General features: G+C 71.8%; 14 protein-coding genes and 2 pseudogenes. 4 read left to right on the top strand and 12 right to left on the bottom strand.

Going from position 1 to position 14,944, the window contains the following annotated elements:
- The 3 genes from DKL51_RS21910 to DKL51_RS21900 all read right to left on the bottom strand — a co-directional run.
- Window positions 1-262: ATP-binding cassette domain-containing protein (locus DKL51_RS21910; RefSeq protein ID WP_124812435.1), on the bottom strand; the 262-nt coding region annotated here is incomplete at its 3' end.
- Between the two features lie 109 nt (window positions 263-371).
- Window positions 372-1,211 (bottom strand): GNAT family N-acetyltransferase, encoded by an 840-nt coding sequence (locus DKL51_RS21905; protein ID WP_109965283.1) that lies wholly within the window; start codon window positions 1,209-1,211, stop codon window positions 372-374.
- Window positions 1,212-1,276: 65 nt separating this feature from the next.
- Complete coding sequence (locus DKL51_RS21900) at window positions 1,277-2,503, bottom strand: MFS transporter (RefSeq protein ID WP_124812434.1); 1,227 nt, start codon at window positions 2,501-2,503, stop codon at window positions 1,277-1,279.
- A gap of 118 nt (window positions 2,504-2,621) precedes the next feature.
- On the opposite strand from DKL51_RS21900, the gene DKL51_RS21895 reads away from it, so the two are divergent.
- Window positions 2,622-3,203, top strand: a complete 582-nt coding sequence (locus DKL51_RS21895; protein ID WP_109965280.1) for a PadR family transcriptional regulator — start codon at window positions 2,622-2,624, stop codon at window positions 3,201-3,203.
- Between the two features lie 111 nt (window positions 3,204-3,314).
- On the opposite strand, the gene ispG is transcribed toward DKL51_RS21895, so the two are convergent.
- From ispG to DKL51_RS37545, 6 genes and pseudogenes are all read right to left on the bottom strand, one after another.
- Window positions 3,315-4,487, bottom strand: a complete 1,173-nt coding sequence (ispG, locus tag DKL51_RS21890) for a flavodoxin-dependent (E)-4-hydroxy-3-methylbut-2-enyl-diphosphate synthase (RefSeq protein WP_109965279.1) — start codon at window positions 4,485-4,487, stop codon at window positions 3,315-3,317.
- A 9-nt stretch (window positions 4,488-4,496) separates the two neighbouring features.
- Entirely contained in the window at window positions 4,497-5,744 is a 1,248-nt protein-coding gene (locus tag DKL51_RS21885; RefSeq protein ID WP_124812433.1) for a M50 family metallopeptidase, read from the bottom strand.
- A complete protein-coding gene (gene dxr / locus DKL51_RS21880; RefSeq protein ID WP_124812432.1) occupies window positions 5,744-6,955 on the bottom strand; it encodes a 1-deoxy-D-xylulose-5-phosphate reductoisomerase in 1,212 nt (403 codons plus the stop codon). Before dxr ends, DKL51_RS21885 begins: the two co-directional genes overlap by 1 nt.
- A gap of 43 nt (window positions 6,956-6,998) precedes the next feature.
- Window positions 6,999-7,643: a Uma2 family endonuclease gene (locus DKL51_RS21875; protein ID WP_124812431.1), complete on the bottom strand. Its 645-nt coding sequence runs from the start codon at window positions 7,641-7,643 to the stop codon at window positions 6,999-7,001.
- 113 nt (window positions 7,644-7,756) lie between these two features.
- The gene (locus DKL51_RS21870) at window positions 7,757-8,293 is read right to left on the bottom strand and encodes a YcxB family protein (RefSeq protein WP_124812430.1); all 537 of its coding nucleotides are present in this window, start codon (window positions 8,291-8,293) and stop codon (window positions 7,757-7,759) included.
- 47 nt (window positions 8,294-8,340) lie between these two features.
- Window positions 8,341-8,887: pseudogene (locus DKL51_RS37545) on the bottom strand (GNAT family N-acetyltransferase).
- Between the two features lie 51 nt (window positions 8,888-8,938).
- Between DKL51_RS37545 and DKL51_RS21860 the strand changes: the two are divergent.
- Window positions 8,939-9,772 carry a YhjD/YihY/BrkB family envelope integrity protein gene (locus tag DKL51_RS21860; RefSeq protein ID WP_124812429.1) on the top strand — a complete coding sequence of 278 codons (834 nt, stop codon included), beginning with the start codon at window positions 8,939-8,941 and terminating at the stop codon, window positions 9,770-9,772.
- A 39-nt stretch (window positions 9,773-9,811) separates the two neighbouring features.
- On the top strand, window positions 9,812-11,413 hold the full coding sequence (locus DKL51_RS21855) for a phytoene desaturase family protein (RefSeq protein WP_109942875.1): 1,602 nt from the start codon (window positions 9,812-9,814) through the stop codon (window positions 11,411-11,413).
- Here the strand turns inward: DKL51_RS21855 and DKL51_RS21850 are convergent.
- Both DKL51_RS21850 and DKL51_RS21845 read right to left on the bottom strand, forming a co-directional pair.
- Window positions 11,394-12,047, bottom strand: coding sequence for a TMEM175 family protein (locus DKL51_RS21850; protein ID WP_109942883.1), 654 nt, complete (start codon window positions 12,045-12,047; stop codon window positions 11,394-11,396). The genes DKL51_RS21855 and DKL51_RS21850 overlap by 20 nt on opposite strands.
- A 106-nt stretch (window positions 12,048-12,153) precedes the next feature.
- Complete coding sequence (locus DKL51_RS21845; RefSeq protein ID WP_109942874.1) at window positions 12,154-13,743, bottom strand: Rieske 2Fe-2S domain-containing protein; 1,590 nt, start codon at window positions 13,741-13,743, stop codon at window positions 12,154-12,156.
- A 237-nt stretch (window positions 13,744-13,980) separates the two neighbouring features.
- Here DKL51_RS21845 and DKL51_RS21840 point away from each other — a divergent pair, with 237 nt between their 5' ends.
- On the top strand, window positions 13,981-14,202 hold the full coding sequence (locus DKL51_RS21840) for a DUF2631 domain-containing protein (RefSeq protein ID WP_109942873.1): 222 nt from the start codon (window positions 13,981-13,983) through the stop codon (window positions 14,200-14,202).
- A gap of 82 nt (window positions 14,203-14,284) precedes the next feature.
- Here the strand turns inward: DKL51_RS21840 and DKL51_RS21835 are convergent.
- A pseudogene (locus DKL51_RS21835) lies at window positions 14,285-14,944 on the bottom strand (DivIVA domain-containing protein); the annotation flags it as partial.

Genomic DNA, 14,944 nt, shown 5'->3' with positions numbered 1-14,944 from the left:
GGATGTGTTCGGCCACGGTCAGGGTCGGGTCGGGTTCGTGCACGCCGCCGACCTGGCCGAGCGCGGCGGGGCCGCGGCGGCGCAGCTCTCCCTCGGTGTGCGGGAACCGGCCGGCCAGGGCGAGCAGGAGCGAGGTGCGGCCGCTGCCGGGCGGGCCGGTCACCGCGTGCAGCTCCCCCGCCTCGGCCGTCAGGTCGACGTCCCGGTAGACCCAGCCTCGCCGGGTCCGTAGACCCAGCCCGCTGGCCTCGACGATCTTCATGCACATCCCGACTTGATTGAACTGACCAGTCAGTACAAAAACATGGTCAGCATAGCGCCGTACGTCCGGTTCAGCGCAATTCAGCGGGACGTGATCCCGGCCATGCCGGTCAGAAGAGGACGGTGGCGAGCGTGCCGACCGGCCGGAAGCCGCACCGCTCGTAGACCCGCCGCGCCGGCAGGTTGAAGTCGTTGACGTAGAGGCTCACCGTCGGAGCGACCCGGACCAGGGCATCGCGGACCACCGCCGCCATGGCCGCCGTGGCGATCCCCCGGCCGCGCCATTCCGGCGCCACCCAGACCCCCTGAACCTGGGCGGTCCGCCGGGTCACCACGGCCAACTCGGCCTTGAAGATCACCTTGCCGTCGTCGAACCGGGCGTAGGCGCGGCCGGCGCGCACCAGGTCGGCGACCCGCCGGCGGTAGCCGCGGCCACCATCCTCGGCCAGCGGCGAGACCCCGACCTCCTCGGTGTACATGGCCACCGCCGCCGGGAAGAGCCGGTCGACCTCACCGCTGCGCACCCGCCGCACCTCGGGGTCGGCTGCCACCGTGGGCAGCGCGTCCGTGGCCAGCAGCGGCTGATTGGGGCGCACGTCCCGGGCGGGCCCCCAGTACGCCGAGAGGCGGTCCCAGAGCCCCAGCACCGCGTCGGCCCGGCCCACGATCGACGAGCAGATCCGCTCCTCGGTGACGAGCTGCTCCGCGAAGGCGGCGATGGCCGGCTCCGTGGCGAGCACCGGGGTCAGGTTCCCGCCCAACCAGCAGATCGACTCGAGGTTGCGGCGGCCGCCGTAGCCCAGAATGCGCCCCTCGGCCCGCCACCAGGCCAGCCCGCGGGCGGCCACCCGCTCGGCGACCTGCGCGCCCGCGAACGGGTCGAGGTCGAGCAGCCGCTCGACCGCACGGCGCTCCGACTCCCCCAGTTGGCGTACCGGCACCGTCAGCACGGCTACCAGCCTGCCAGATCGGGCGGGGAGCGCGCCGGTCGACCTGACGACCCGGTCGGACGCGTTCACCCCACCGGGACCGGCGCGGTGGCCGCTTCCGCCGGACGGGACCGCTCGGCCCACCGCACCACCGGCGGCACGAGCGCTCCGAGCAGCAGGAACAGTCCCCCCAGCAGCAGCCAGCCGGGCACTCCCCAGCCGATCGCCAGGCTGGTCACCACGACCGGCGCGACCATGCCGCCGAGCTGCATGCCCATCCCGTACGCGCCCTGGTACTGGCCCTGCGCGTGCGCCGGGGCCAGCCCGAAGGAGATGCCCCAACCGGCGGCCGCGTGCCACAGCTCACCGATCACGTGCACGAACGAGCCGGCCAGCAGCAGCGTGACGGCGGCCGGCGTCGACACGCCCCCACTGGCGGCGAAGAGCACGCAGGCGACCGCGATCACCGCACCGGCCCGCCGGGCGGCCCGGCCCGCCCCGGCCAGCTCCTCCGTGCCACGCGAGGCACGCACCTGGAAGAGCACCACGATGACCGTGTTGACCAGCATGCAGGCCGAGATGAGCCAGTGCGGCGCGGCGGTGTGGTCGGCGATCCACAGCGGCAGGGCGATGTTGAGCAGCCCGAAATGCATCGACATCAGCCCGTCGAGCACGGTGAAGGCGAGGAACGGGCGGTCCCGCAGCGCGATGAGGCGTGGGCCGTGTGCCGGGGCCGGGACGGGCGGGACCGATGCCAGCCGCAGCAGGATCGCGGCGGCGCCGAGGTAGGTGACGCAGTCGAGCAGGATCAGCGCGACGTACGCCGCCCGGGTGTCCGCGGCGAGGCCCACACCGGCCACCACGGCACCGACCGAGATCCCGACGTTGGTGACGGCGCGCAGGTAGGCGCGGGTGCGTACCCGCTGGTCGGCGGGGACCGCACCGGCGATGAGGGCGCCCCGGGCACCCCGGCTGGCCGCGTCGGCCACCGCCATCAGCACGCCGACCACGAGGAACGTCGGGAACGACCGGACGGCGACCAGGGCGGCGGTGAGGACGCCGGAGGCGAGCAGCGCGGTGAGCTGGATGCCACGCGGCCCCAGCCGATCGGCCAGGTAGCCCATCGGGGTGCTGGCGACCAGGCTGACCAGCGCGGTGATGGTGAGGCCGAGGCCCACCTGGGCCACCGACAGTCCCACCGAGCGGGTCAGGAAGAGCGCGCTCGCAGTCAGCCAGGTGCCCCGGCCGACCGTGTTGACCAGGGTGGAGAGGGCGAGGGTCCGGGCCGGGCCCGGTTCGGGAAGCAGCGGCACCCAGCCACCCTAGCAGTACGTACGTACGGTTTGTTGACCCTCCTCATAAACGTCTTGTCGGCGATGCATCGCCGATATATCGTGGATGCATCAGCGACAGAACGATGAGGAGAGTCCGATGGGTTTCCACCGAATGCACGCCATGCACGAGGCCCGGATGCGCGGCTTCGGCTTCCCGCCCTTCCCGCCCGGCCCGCCGTTCCCACCCGGACCGCACGGTCACGGCGGCCGGGGTGGCGGCCGGGGACGAGGCCGGGGGCGGCGACCGAACGTCCGCGCCGCGGTGCTGGCCCTGCTCACCGAGCGGGCGATGCACGGCTACGAGATGATCCAGGAGATCGACTCCCGCACCGGCGGGGCCTGGCGGCCCAGCCCCGGGTCGATCTACCCCACCCTGCAACTGCTGGAGGACGAGGGCGTTATCGCCGCCACCGACGGGTCCGGCGGGGGGCGGAAGCGGTTCGCCCTCACCGAGGAGGGCCGCACGGAGGCCGCCGAGGCGGCACAGACCCCGCCCTGGGCGGAGCTCGCCGAGAACACGGTCAACAGCTGGCACGACATCCGGGACGCGGGCGCGCAGGCGATGAACGCGCTCCGGCAGGTGATGATGACCGGCACCGACGACCAGCGCGAGCGCGCCGCTCAGGTCCTCGACGAGACCCGGCGCAAGCTCTACGCCATCCTCGCCGAGACCGAGTGACCCGGCCCGGGCCGGCACAGAGCCCCCTCGTACACGGAAAGAGTGGCCATTCCCGCGGGAACGGCCACTCTTTCCGTTGAATCTGCGCCCGTGAAGCGCGGGCGGGGTGGGTCAGTGGACGGTGACGCGGGGGCCGGGGACGAGGTCGCGGAGTTCCTCGGGGATCTCGGCGCCCATCTCGTCGGCGATGCGCAGCGCCTCCTCGATCAGCGTCTCCACGATCTGCGCCTCGGGCACGGTCTTGACGACCTGGCCCTTGACGAAGATCTGCCCCTTGCCGTTGCCGGAGGCGACACCGAGGTCCGCCTCGCGGGCCTCGCCGGGACCGTTCACCACGCAGCCCATCACGGCGACCCGCAGCGGCACCGGCAGCCCCTCCAGGCCGGCGGTGACCTCCTCGGCCAGCTTGTAGACGTCGACCTGGGCCCGGCCGCAGGACGGGCAGGAGACGATCTCCAGGCCGCGCTCCCGCAGGCCCAGCGACTCCAGGATGGCGGTGCCGACCTTGATCTCCTCCACCGGCGGGGCGGAGAGTGAGACCCGGATGGTGTCACCGATCCCCTCGGCCAGCAGGGCGCCGAAGGCGACCGCCGACTTGATGGTGCCCTGGAAGGCCGGGCCGGCCTCGGTGACGCCCAGGTGCAGCGGGTAGTCGCACTTCTCGGCGAGCTGCCGGTACGCGCGGATCATCACCACCGGGTCGTTGTGCTTCACCGAGATCTTGATGTCCCGGAAGCCGTGCTCCTCGAAGAGCGAGCACTCCCAGAGGGCCGACTCGACCAGCGCCTCGGCGGTCGCCTTGCCGTACTTGGCGAGGAGGCGCTTGTCCAGCGAGCCGGCGTTCACGCCGATCCGGATCGGCACCCCGGCGTCGCCGGCGGCCTTGGCGATCTCCTTGACCTTGTCGTCGAACTGCCGGATGTTGCCCGGGTTCACCCGGACGGCGGCGCAGCCGGCGTCGATCGCGGCGAAGACGTACTTCGGCTGGAAGTGGATGTCGGCGATCACCGGGATCTGCGACTTCTTCGCGATCGCCGGCAGCGCCTCCACGTCGTCCTGGGACGGCACGGCCACCCGGACGATCTGGCAGCCGGCCGCGGTCAGCTCGGCGATCTGCTGGAGCGTGGCGTTGACGTCGGCGGTGAGGGTGGTGGTCATCGACTGCACCGAGACCGGCGCACCCCCACCGACCGGCACGGAGCCGACCATGATCTGGCGGCTGGCCCGACGCGGGGCGAGCGGCGGCGGCGGTACGGGGGGCATACCGAGACTGACAGCGGTCACTTCAGGCACTCACCTTGAGAAGAGCGTGATCGGGTTGACGACGTCCGCGGTGACGGTCAGCAGCGTGAACGCGCCACCGATCAGGATCACCGCGTACGTGATGGGCATGAGCTTGAGGTAGTCGACGCGGCCCGGGTCCGGGCGGCCCAGCCGGGCGAACAGCCAGGACCGGGCCCGCTCGAACCAGGCGATGGCGATGTGCCCTCCGTCCAGCGGCAGCAGCGGCAGCAGGTTGAACACGCCGATGAAGAAGTTCAGCGAGACGAAGAGCATGAAGAACCCGTACCAGGCGTCGTTCGCCACGAACTCGCCACCGAGCCGGCTCGCGCCGACCACGCTGATCGGGGTGTCCATGTCCCGCTCTCCGCCGGTGATCGCGGTCCACAGGGCGGGGACCTTCTGCGGGATGCGCTGCATGGCGTGCGCCGTCTGCACCGCCATCATGCCGGTGAAGTCGGCGGTGGCGCCGAAGGCGCCGACCGGGCCGTACTCGATTCGCTGCGGGGTGGTGGGTCGGAGCGCGACGCCCATCGCGGAGACCGCCGAGGTGGCGCCCTTCGGGTCGCCCAGCGGCGGGCGCTGCACGGCGGCCAGGTCGACGGTGGCCTTCGCCGACGCGCCGTCGCGGACGTACTCGACGGTCGCCGAGCCGGGCTTGGTGCCGCGGACCACGTCGAGCATGTCGCCCCAGGCGGAGACGGGCTTCCCGTTGACGGCGGTGATCCGGTCACCGTCGCGGAGCTGGGCCTTGGCGGCCGGGCTGGCCGGGTCGCCGGCCTGGCAGGCACGGTTGGCGTTCTCCACCACCACGCACGGGGCCAGGGCGATCACGGCCGGCTCGGCCTTGAAGCCCTCCTCGGTGCTCGGGAACTTCGGGTTGGGCAGGCCGACCGAGACTGCCATGATCCAGAGCGCGCCCAGGGCCAGGGCGAAGTGGGTGATGGAGCCGGCGGACATCACGATCGTCCGCTTCCAGACCGGGTACCGCCACATGGCGCGGTGCTCGTCGGCCGGGTCGACGTCGTCGTCCTGCGGGGTCATCCCGACGATCTTGCAGAAGCCGCCGAGCGGGATGCCCTTGACGCCGTACTCGGTCTCGCCCCGCTTGAACGACCACAGCGTCGGGCCGAAGCCGACGAAGTAGCGGGTGACCTTCATCCGGAACGCCTTGGCGGTGAGCATGTGCCCTGCCTCGTGCAGGCTGACCGAGACGAGGATGAAAACGGCGAAGAGCGCCACCCCGAGCAGGTTTGCCATCAGGCTCCTTCCCCCGACCCGACGATGATCTCCTGGGCGTGCGCCCGTGCCCACGACTCGGCGGCGAGCACGTCCTCGACGGTACCTGGTTCGGCGAAGTCGGGAGCGTCCTCCAGCACGCGCTGGAGGGTGTCGACGATGCCGAGGAACGGCAGCCGTCCGGCGACGAACGCGGCGACGCACTCCTCGTTCGCCGCGTTGTAGATCGCCGGCCGGCAGCGTCCCGCCTCGCCCGCGGCCTTGGCCAGGGCCACCGCCGGGAACGCGGCGTCGTCCAGCGGGAAGAACTCCCAGGTGTGGCTCTTCGTCCAGTCCACCGCGGCGGCGGCCTCCGGGACCCGGTCCGGCCAGCCCAGGCCGAGCGCGATGGGCAGCCGCATGTCCGGCGGGCTGGCCTGAGCCAGCGTCGAGCCGTCGGTGAACTCGACCATCGAGTGGATCACCGACTGCGGGTGCACCATCACCTCGATGTCGGCGTAGGGCACGTCGAACAGCTCGTGCGCCTCGATCACCTCGAGCGCTTTGTTGACCATGGTCGCCGAGTTGATGGTGACCACGGGGCCCATGTTCCAGGTGGGGTGGGCCAACGCCTGCTCGGGTGTGACCTCGGTCAACTCGTCGCGCCGCCGGCCGCGGAACGGGCCGCCGCTGGCGGTGACCACGAGCCGCCGCACCTCGCTCCGCGTGCCGCCGCGCAGGCACTGCGCCAGCGCCGAGTGCTCCGAATCGACCGGGACGATCTGCCCCGGCCGCGTCACCGCGGCCTTCACCAGCGGGCCGCCGGCCACGAGCGACTCCTTGTTCGCCAGGGCGAGGGTACGACCGGCGCGCAGCGCGGCCAGGGTCGGCGCCAGCCCCAGCGAGCCGACCACCCCGTTGAGCACCACGTCACACGGCCACCCGGCCAGCTCCGTCATCGCGTCCGGCCCGGCCACGATCTTCGGCAGCTTGAAGTCCCCGGTGGCCCAGCCGCGCCGGCTCGCCTCGGCGTAGAAGGCGAGCTGGAGGTCCTGCGCGGCCGACGCCTTGGCCACCCCGACCGCCTCGACGCCGAGCTCGAGGGCCTGGGCGGCGAGCAGCTCGACGTTGCCGCCGCCGGCGCCGAGCGCGACCACCCGGAACCGGTCCGGGTTGCGCCGGACGATGTCGATGGCCTGGGTACCGATCGAGCCGGTCGAGCCGAGCAGGACGAGGTCGCGGGGAGAGGTCACCCGGCCATTCTTCCCCAGGGGTCCTGGACGCCCGCTGGGAGCCTCACTCCCCGGTGTCCGGTTCCTCCGCCGGAGCCTCCTCGTCGAGCAGATCAGCCGGGTCGACGGAGAACTCGAAGGGCTGGTTCATGACGAAGGTGGTGCCCGCGGCGGCGGCGGCCAGCGGGCGATACTCCCCGTCGACCAGCTCGTAGAGGCCCATGGCGGGGACCCGGTTGCGCAGGTCGACCCGGAGAAAGAACGGGACGCCGGCTGCCGCGTACTCGCGGGGACGGTCGATCACGCCGATGCGCCGACTGGCCACCGAGACGATCTCGCCGAGCAGGACCACGGTTCCCACGTCCAATGCCGTCTGGCCGCCACCGCGAGTCCGCAGCACCGCGAGATCTGGGATGAAGAGATCGTCACCGGACACCACGTTGACCGACTGGTACGCCCAGAGGCATGCCGGTTTCGCAGCACGCAGAACCCGGTAGGCAAGCTCACGCTGGACCACCCGCCGGTCGTGACAATTCCCTGGCGACACCACAACGCACCCGCGGAGGACCTCGATTCTCGGGCCGTTGTTCTCCGGCAGCAGGTCCAGCGCGGACTGCCCGCTCCATGCCTCGTCCCGTCGAGCCAACACGTCGAACGACCGCTCGGCGGGCTGCGGCGCCTGCTCCGGCGCGAAAGCGGCCTCGGCCATCCGGCTCCCCCCCTCGGCGGGGACATCGTGCTACCGACCACCCTAGTCGCGCCGCCCCGAGTCGGACCGGATCGCACACCGGGTGCGCCGCAGAGCGGTAGGCGAACGAATGCCTACCGGTCGGAGCCGCCCTCGGAGGAGCTCTGATCATTCGATGCGGCCAGGGTCGGTCGGCCGCTGAACAGGCCGCGCTCCTGGATGAAGCCCATCAACTCGTCGCGTTGCTCAGCCGACAGGCCCACCAGCGGTACGGCAATCATGCGACCCACGCCAAGCCAGAGGAGCAACTGGTCCGGTAGCCACTCGACCCTCGTCACGGCCGTCCATCGGATCAGACTCTCGCCCCGCTCGTCGGCGCAGCGCAGCCCGTCCTCGCTGATCTCCCAGCTGCTGGGGATCCCGCCGCCGTACCGCCAGGCGTTCGTCACCAGCCGGTGGAGCAGCAGCGCGGGCGAAAAGAAGATGAACAGGACTCCGGTGCCGGCGAGGATCGGCGCGACGTACGCCGGGTCCGGGACCAGCGCGACGACAGCGAGCAGGCAGAGAAGGACTCCAGTGCCCTGGTACGGCCGAAAGAAGCCCCGAAAAAGCCGGCGATACGCAGCAGTCATGCGGACGCGGTCCGATGTGGCGTCGAAGCGGATCAACACGAGCAGACGATACGGGCCACCCGCTTTGGATGATCTCCACCGAACGGTCAGCCCGTGGCGCGGAGGACGAAGGTCTCCAGTTCCTCGCCGCCGTACCAGTCGGTGCGGATGCCGACGTGCGTCATGCCCAGCCGGCGGGCCACCGCCATCGAGGCGTCGTTGCCCGGCATGACCACGGCGAACACCTGCTCGGTGCCGGTTTCGAACTCCCGCTCGACGACGGCCCGGGCCGCCTCGGTGGCGTAGCCGTGTCCCCACGAGTCCGGGTGCAGGTGCCAGCCGACCTCGATGTCGTCGGCGGGCGTGACGCCGTCCGGGCCCGGCAGCGGCTTGAGCAGGACGCTGCCCGCCCGCCTGACCGGTTGCGCGCGGCTCGATGGCCCAGAGGCCGTACCGGCCGGCGTACGGGGCGTACCGGTCCCGCCAGGTCTGCAGCCGCTCCTGCGCCTGCTCCGGATCGGTCAGCAGCCCCGATCCCCCGCCCAGCCAGCGCATCACCTCGTCACGCGAGTAGATGTCGAAGATCCGTGCCAGGTCGGCCGGTTCCCCGGTCCACTCACGCACCACCAGGCGGTCGGTCGAGACGATCGTCATGCCGCCGGATCGTAATGCGTGCCGGGTCGCCCCGCGGGGAAGGAGATCGCGATGGGGAGGCGATGGCAGGGGACCCGGCGGGTCGTCAACGCGGCGTTCCGACCGGTACGCGGCCGGGACCTCTCGCTGCACGCCGCCGCGATCACGTTCTACGGGGCGATCGCCGTGGCGCCGGTGGCGCTGCTCGCGATCTGGCTGACCGGGCTGATCGCCGGGGACGACCGGGTCCGCCGGCTCACGTCGTACGCGATCACCACGCTGCCCACCGACATCGGCGCGAACCGGGCGGTGGCCGCGCTGGTCGAGGCCGGTCTGGGGTTGACCCCGCTGGCGGCGCTGGCCTCGCTGCTGCCGGCGTCGCTGTACGGCGAGGGGATGCGCCGGGCGTTCGTCTCGGTCGCCACCCCGCCCGGCCAGGCCGAGGCCCTGGTCGGCTGGCGGGGTCGGTTGCTGCTGCTCCCGCTGCTCGCCCCCGCCCCGGCCCTGCTGCTGTCGATCCTGATGGCGCTGCCGCTCACCACCCACCTGGTCCGCCAGGGCGGCTGGGTCGGCGCGCTCGGGGTCGTGCTGTCGTTCCTCGGGACGTGGCTGGCCCTCACCCCGGTGCTGATGTGGATCTTCCGGGTGGTCGGGGCCGCCTCGCCGGACTGGCTGTCGACGCTCGGGGTGGGCTCGTTCACCGCGGCGAACCTCTCCGGTTTCCTGCACGGGTTCGTGCTGTTCTGCTCCCTCCCGCTCGACCTGGGTGTGCCGTTCGGCGGCTTCGACGAGATCGGCGGCGGGGTGGCGGTGTTGCTCTGGCTCTACCTGTTCCACGTGATCGTGCTGGCCGGGTACTCGGCCACCCTTGCCCTGAGCAGGTGGCGGGCCGCCCGGGCCCGATGACCTCCCGCCAGAGCCGTCGCCGCACTAGGCTGCCCGGGCATGAGCGAAGCGAGTGAGCTGCCGTCCCGCGCCGACGTCGTGATCGTCGGGTCGGGGCACAACGGTCTGGTCTCGGCGATCCTGTTGGCCCGCGCCGACCTCGACGTGCTGGTGCTGGAGGCGGCCGACGTGATCGGCGGCGCCACCCGCACCGAGAACCCGTTCCCGAAGGTGCCCGAGCTGCGCCACTCCACCGGGTCGTACCTGCTCGGGCTGATGCCGCCGGAGCTGCTCGCCACGCTCGACGTGAAGATCCCGGTGCTGCGCCGCGACCCGCACTACTTCCTGCCCACCCCGGGCGGCCTCGGCTCGCCGTACCTGCTGATGGGGAGCGACCACGCGGCGACCCGGCGGCAGCTCGCGGAGTTCTTCTCCCCCGCCGACGTGGCCGCCGACGACGCCATGCAGGCCGAGCTGGCCGCACTGCGCGAGGACCTGGCGCCGGCCTGGCTGGCCGAGCCGCTGCCGGTGGAGGAGACCGCCGAACGGTACGTCCGGCCGGCGCTGCGGCAGGTCTTTGCCGATCTGGTCCGCGGCTCGGTCGCCGACTACCTGGCCCGCTTCGAGTTCCGCTCCGAGCTGCTGGTCAGCATGTACGCGGTCACCGACGGCCTCTCCGGCCTGAACGCCGGCCCGGACGACCCGGGCACCGGGCACAACTTCCTGGTGCACAACATGTGCCGGCTGCCCGGCGCGGACGGCACCTGGATGATCGCGCGGGGCGGCATGGGCACCGTCTCCCGGACCTTCGCGGAGGCCGCCCGCGCCGCCGGGGCGACCATCCTGACCGGTACGCCGGTCAGCGCCGTCACCCTGGACGGTGGCGCGGCGAGCGGGGTCACCCTGGCCGACGGTCGGCACGTGGCCGCCTCGATGGTGCTGGGGGCCTGTGACCCGTACCGGCTGATGGATCTGCTCCCCGACGGCGCGCTCCCGGCGCCGCTCGGCGAGCGGATGGCGGCCGTCCGCCGCCCCGGCACCACGCTGAAGCTCAACCTGGCCCTGACCGGGCTGCCCCGCTTCTCCTGCCTGCCGCCGGACGCGCCGAGCCCGTTCGGCTCCACCATCCATTTGCTGCCCGGCTCGGCGTCGCTGGTCGGCGCCGGCGGGGAGTCGCCGATGGCCGCGCTGCGCGGGATGTGGGCCGACGTGCAGGCCGGGCGGCTGCCCGAGGAGCCGACCATCGAGTGGTACCTGCACACCACCGTCGACCCGTCGCTGTCCGACCCGGCCGGACACCACTCGTCGGCGCTCTTCGTCCAGTCGGTCCCGTACGAGCTGGCCGGCACCACCTGGGACGCGGCGCTCCCGGGATACGTCGACAGGCTGATCGCCATCTGCGAGCGGTACGCCCCCGGCACCGGCGACCTGATCGCCGACGCGGTGCCGCTGACCCCGCCCGGCATCGAAACCCACTTCGGCATCACCGGCGGGCACATCCACCACGTCGACAACACCGTCTCGTTCACCGACCGGATGCCGTACGCCACCGGCATCGACGGCGTGTACGCGGGCAGCGCCGGCTGCCACCCCGCGGGCAGCGTCATCGGCGCCGCCGGCCACAACGCCGCCCGGCGGATCCTCAGCGACCTCGGTCGCTGACCTCACCGCCGGCCTCGGCGGGGAAACGGGGCAGGTCGCCGGGGCGGTGGATGAGGGAGAGGCCGACGAGCAGCAGGTAGAGGACCAGGCTGAGGATCGGGTCGACGAAGACGAAGGCGAAGGCGACCAGATAGAGCACTGGGCGCACCAGCAATCGCCGCGAGACCGCCCGGGCCAGCTGGGGATCCAGGTCGGGGTGGAGCAGCCGCCGCCGCCGAGCCCACCACCAGCTCAGGTTGAAGAAGAGCGACTCGCCGAGCACGGTGCCGAGGTAGAGGGCGGCGGTCAGCCGCTGCTCGGTCGCACTGCCGCGCAGGTTGTCCGACAGCAGGTCGGCGGTGAACGGGATCGCGGCCACGAAGAGCAGCACGAGCAGGTTGAACACCACCAGCAGCTGGTCGACCCGCACCACGTACCGCCACATGTTGTGATGGCCGAGCCAGATCTGGCCGGCGATCCCGAAGGTGATCACGTATGCCAGGTAGGACGGCCAGGCGTGGGCGAGGGCGTCGGGAAGCTCCCTCCCGCCGGCCCTGGCCGGGCCGTTCTGAAGCAGTTCGACGGCCATCACCGTCAGCACGACCGCGAAGACGCCGTCGGTGAACGTCTCCACCCGGGAGGCGTCCCGGGCCATCTCCCGGTCGCGCCTGAACCGGTACGCGCTCTTCCCCACGTCGTCGGCCACGCCGCCCCCTTCCCGACCTGATGGTCGCCCGGCGGGGACGGCGTGCGCGGCGAAACTAGCTGAGCGCCTCCCCGGCGGGGGCGGGGGTTTCGGCGTCTACGCGATGGGCGCGGATCTTGTGGCCCACGCTCGTGAGGCAGCGGCCGCTGGACAGGTCGAACCGCCAGCCGTGCAGCTGGCAGGTGAGCTGCTCGCCCTCGACGATGCCGAACCGGCTCAGGTCGGCCTTCAGGTGCGGGCAGCGGCGCTGCACCACCCAGCCGTCCAGCGTGATGTCCTCGGCGTCGACGGCCCGCTCGTGCTCGTCGTACCAGCCCTCGGCGTACTGGAGGCGCTCCTCGGAGAGGCACTTGAAGAAGGCGTAGACGAACTCGTTGTACTGGCCGATGCGGGCCGCCGAGAAGCGGCAGGAGAGGAAGAGCGAGTTGACCCAGTCCACCTCGCCGATGTGCAGCAGGTGCTCGATCAGCGCCCGCTCGGTACGGAACCGGTAGCGCACCTTCTCGTCCGCGTACGGCCGGACCTCCTTGCCCGGGAAGTCCACCACGATGGATTCAATCGTCTCCCCGCCCGAGTCGTCAGTCCCGACCAGGTCGAAGCGGACGGGGCCGCCCACGCCCTTGGCCAGGTATATCGACTCGTCAAGCAGCGGCTCGATCCGGCGCTTCATCTCGCCGAGCACGTCCACCTCGGGGTGCCGCCAGGACTTCTTCTCCGCCTCGATGATCGGGCGCTTGCGCTCCCGCATCTCCTCCAGGTGGGCGACCTTGTCGGCGAAGAACTCCTCCACCGGCACCGGGTGGGTGGTGGTCGCGCCCTCGGTGGTGATCTCGGTGACGCTGCCGGGCAGCAGCACGATGCCGTTGGTGCCGCCGACCTTGGCGTACTCGGCGAGGAAGACCGACTGGTCGGGGAAGATGTTGCCCTCGTCGCCGTGGATGTCGTTGAACTGCCACAGCGCGTCGTCGAGGAAGCAGGGCGGGCCGGCGATCGGGAAGACGTGGTCGGCCTTCAGGTCGTTGATGTACCGCCAGGTGCGGTCGAACTGCCGCTCCCGCTTCTGCTTGCCGAACGCGGTCTTCGCCGCCTGCGGCAGCTCGTAGACCATCGGGTACCAGATCGCGCCGGAGAACTGCAGCATGTGCGCGTGCACGTGGCCCAGCTCGGCGAAGACGGTCAGGTCGGTGGGGCGGGCGTCGTTCTGGTTGAGCAGCCGGACGCCCTCGTACTCCACCCAGAGCGAGGAGTCACCGATCGGCCCGTCGGTCGGGCTGGTCAGCGCCTGGATCATGACCTTCAGGCCGCCGGGCAGCTCCACGACCTGCTCGTTCGGCGCCTTGAGGAACTTGGTGAAGCCCAGCTCCCGCAGCTCGTCCTCCATCTCGGAGGTGGGGAACTCGGGAAGCAGGACGGTGGCGTCCTTGGAGACGAAGTCGCGCAGGTGCTTCGCGTCGAAGTGGTCCCGGTGCAGGTGCGAGACGTACAGGTAGTCGACCTGGCCGAGGGTCTCCCAGTCGAGGTGGGAGTTGTCCGGGAAGGGGAACCAGGAGGCGAAGTAGGCCGGATTGACCCACGGGTCGCACAGGATGCTGCCCGCGGCCGTGTCGATCCGCATGCTCGCATGTCCCGTACCGGTCACTCGCACCGCAGTCCCCCTCAAACAGGCAATCAAGGTGTACGTCAAGACGCTACCGGAGGCAGTGTGGTCGCCGTTCCGCGACGCCGGTAGTGCCCTTCCGCCCTGCCGAAGACAGGCCCAACGGCCCGGGCGTGCGGGAGGTGTCCCCGATCCGGGTATCCCGATCAGGTCGGACCCTGCGCCGGGCCCGGCACGGGGCGTGCCAGACTAACCGGAGATCCGATCGCGAGGGAAGGACCGACAGTGGCAGGAAGCGAGCCGGTAACCGCGCCAGATCAGCACAAGCCCGGGCACCGGAAGTCCGGACGGATCGGCGCGGTGCTCACCGCGCTGGTGCTGCTGGCGATGCTGTGCGGCAACCACCAGGGCAGGGTCGAGGACATCTGGCTGATCGGGATCGCCGTGCTGCTGCTGGCCATCGTCATCGGCGACGTGGTGCTGCGCCGCAACGGCCTGCGGTCCTGACCCGGCCGGCGTCCGGCACGCCGACCACACACGCACGAGGGCCCGCCCCCGATCGGGGGCGGGCCCTCGTCGTCGTACCGGCTCAGCGGCCGAAGAGGATGTCCTGCACGTCCTTGAGAGCGGCGTCGACCTCGGCCTCGAAGTAGCCGCCCTGCACCAGGCCGAAGCGGAGCGTGTCCAGGTCCTTCGGGTTCACCGGCATCGGGTTGCGCCCCTGCATGCCGCCCAGCAGGCTCTCGAAGAACCGGTCCACCTGGTCCGGGTCGTAGCCACTGCCGAAGCGGCGCACCTGGAAGCTGCGGCGGATCTGGTCGACCCGGTAGAGGTCGCTGCCGGGCGGACCGGCCATCGGCGGGCCGACCATCGGGGGGCCGCCGACGGGCGGACCGGCCATCGGCGGGCCAGCCATCGCGGGACCACCGCCCATGCCCTGCTGCGGCACCGGCGGCGGGCCGGCCGGGCCACGGCCACGCGGGTCGCGATCCGGCATCCGGATCTCGGCGGTCATGTCCGGCCGGCCGTGCCGACCGGCCTCGAAGCCGTCGAAGCGCTGCTCGTCCGGGCCGTAACCACCGGGGCCGTCCGGGCCGTAACCACCGGGGCCGTCCGGGCCGTAACCACCGGGGCCGTCCGGGCCGTAACCACCGGGGCCGTCCGGGCCGTAACCGCCGGGACCGTCCGGGCCGTACCCGCCGGGGCCCGGCGGCAGGCCACGCGAGGGCGGGCCACCGTGCCCCATCGG

It is taken from the genome of Micromonospora globispora (assembly GCF_003857015.1).
GTDB classification, from domain to species: Bacteria; Actinomycetota; Actinomycetes; order Mycobacteriales; family Micromonosporaceae; genus Micromonospora; species Micromonospora globispora.
The sequence above is the reverse complement of the archived record's forward strand: the minus strand, read 5'-3'. Positions and strand labels throughout refer to the sequence as shown.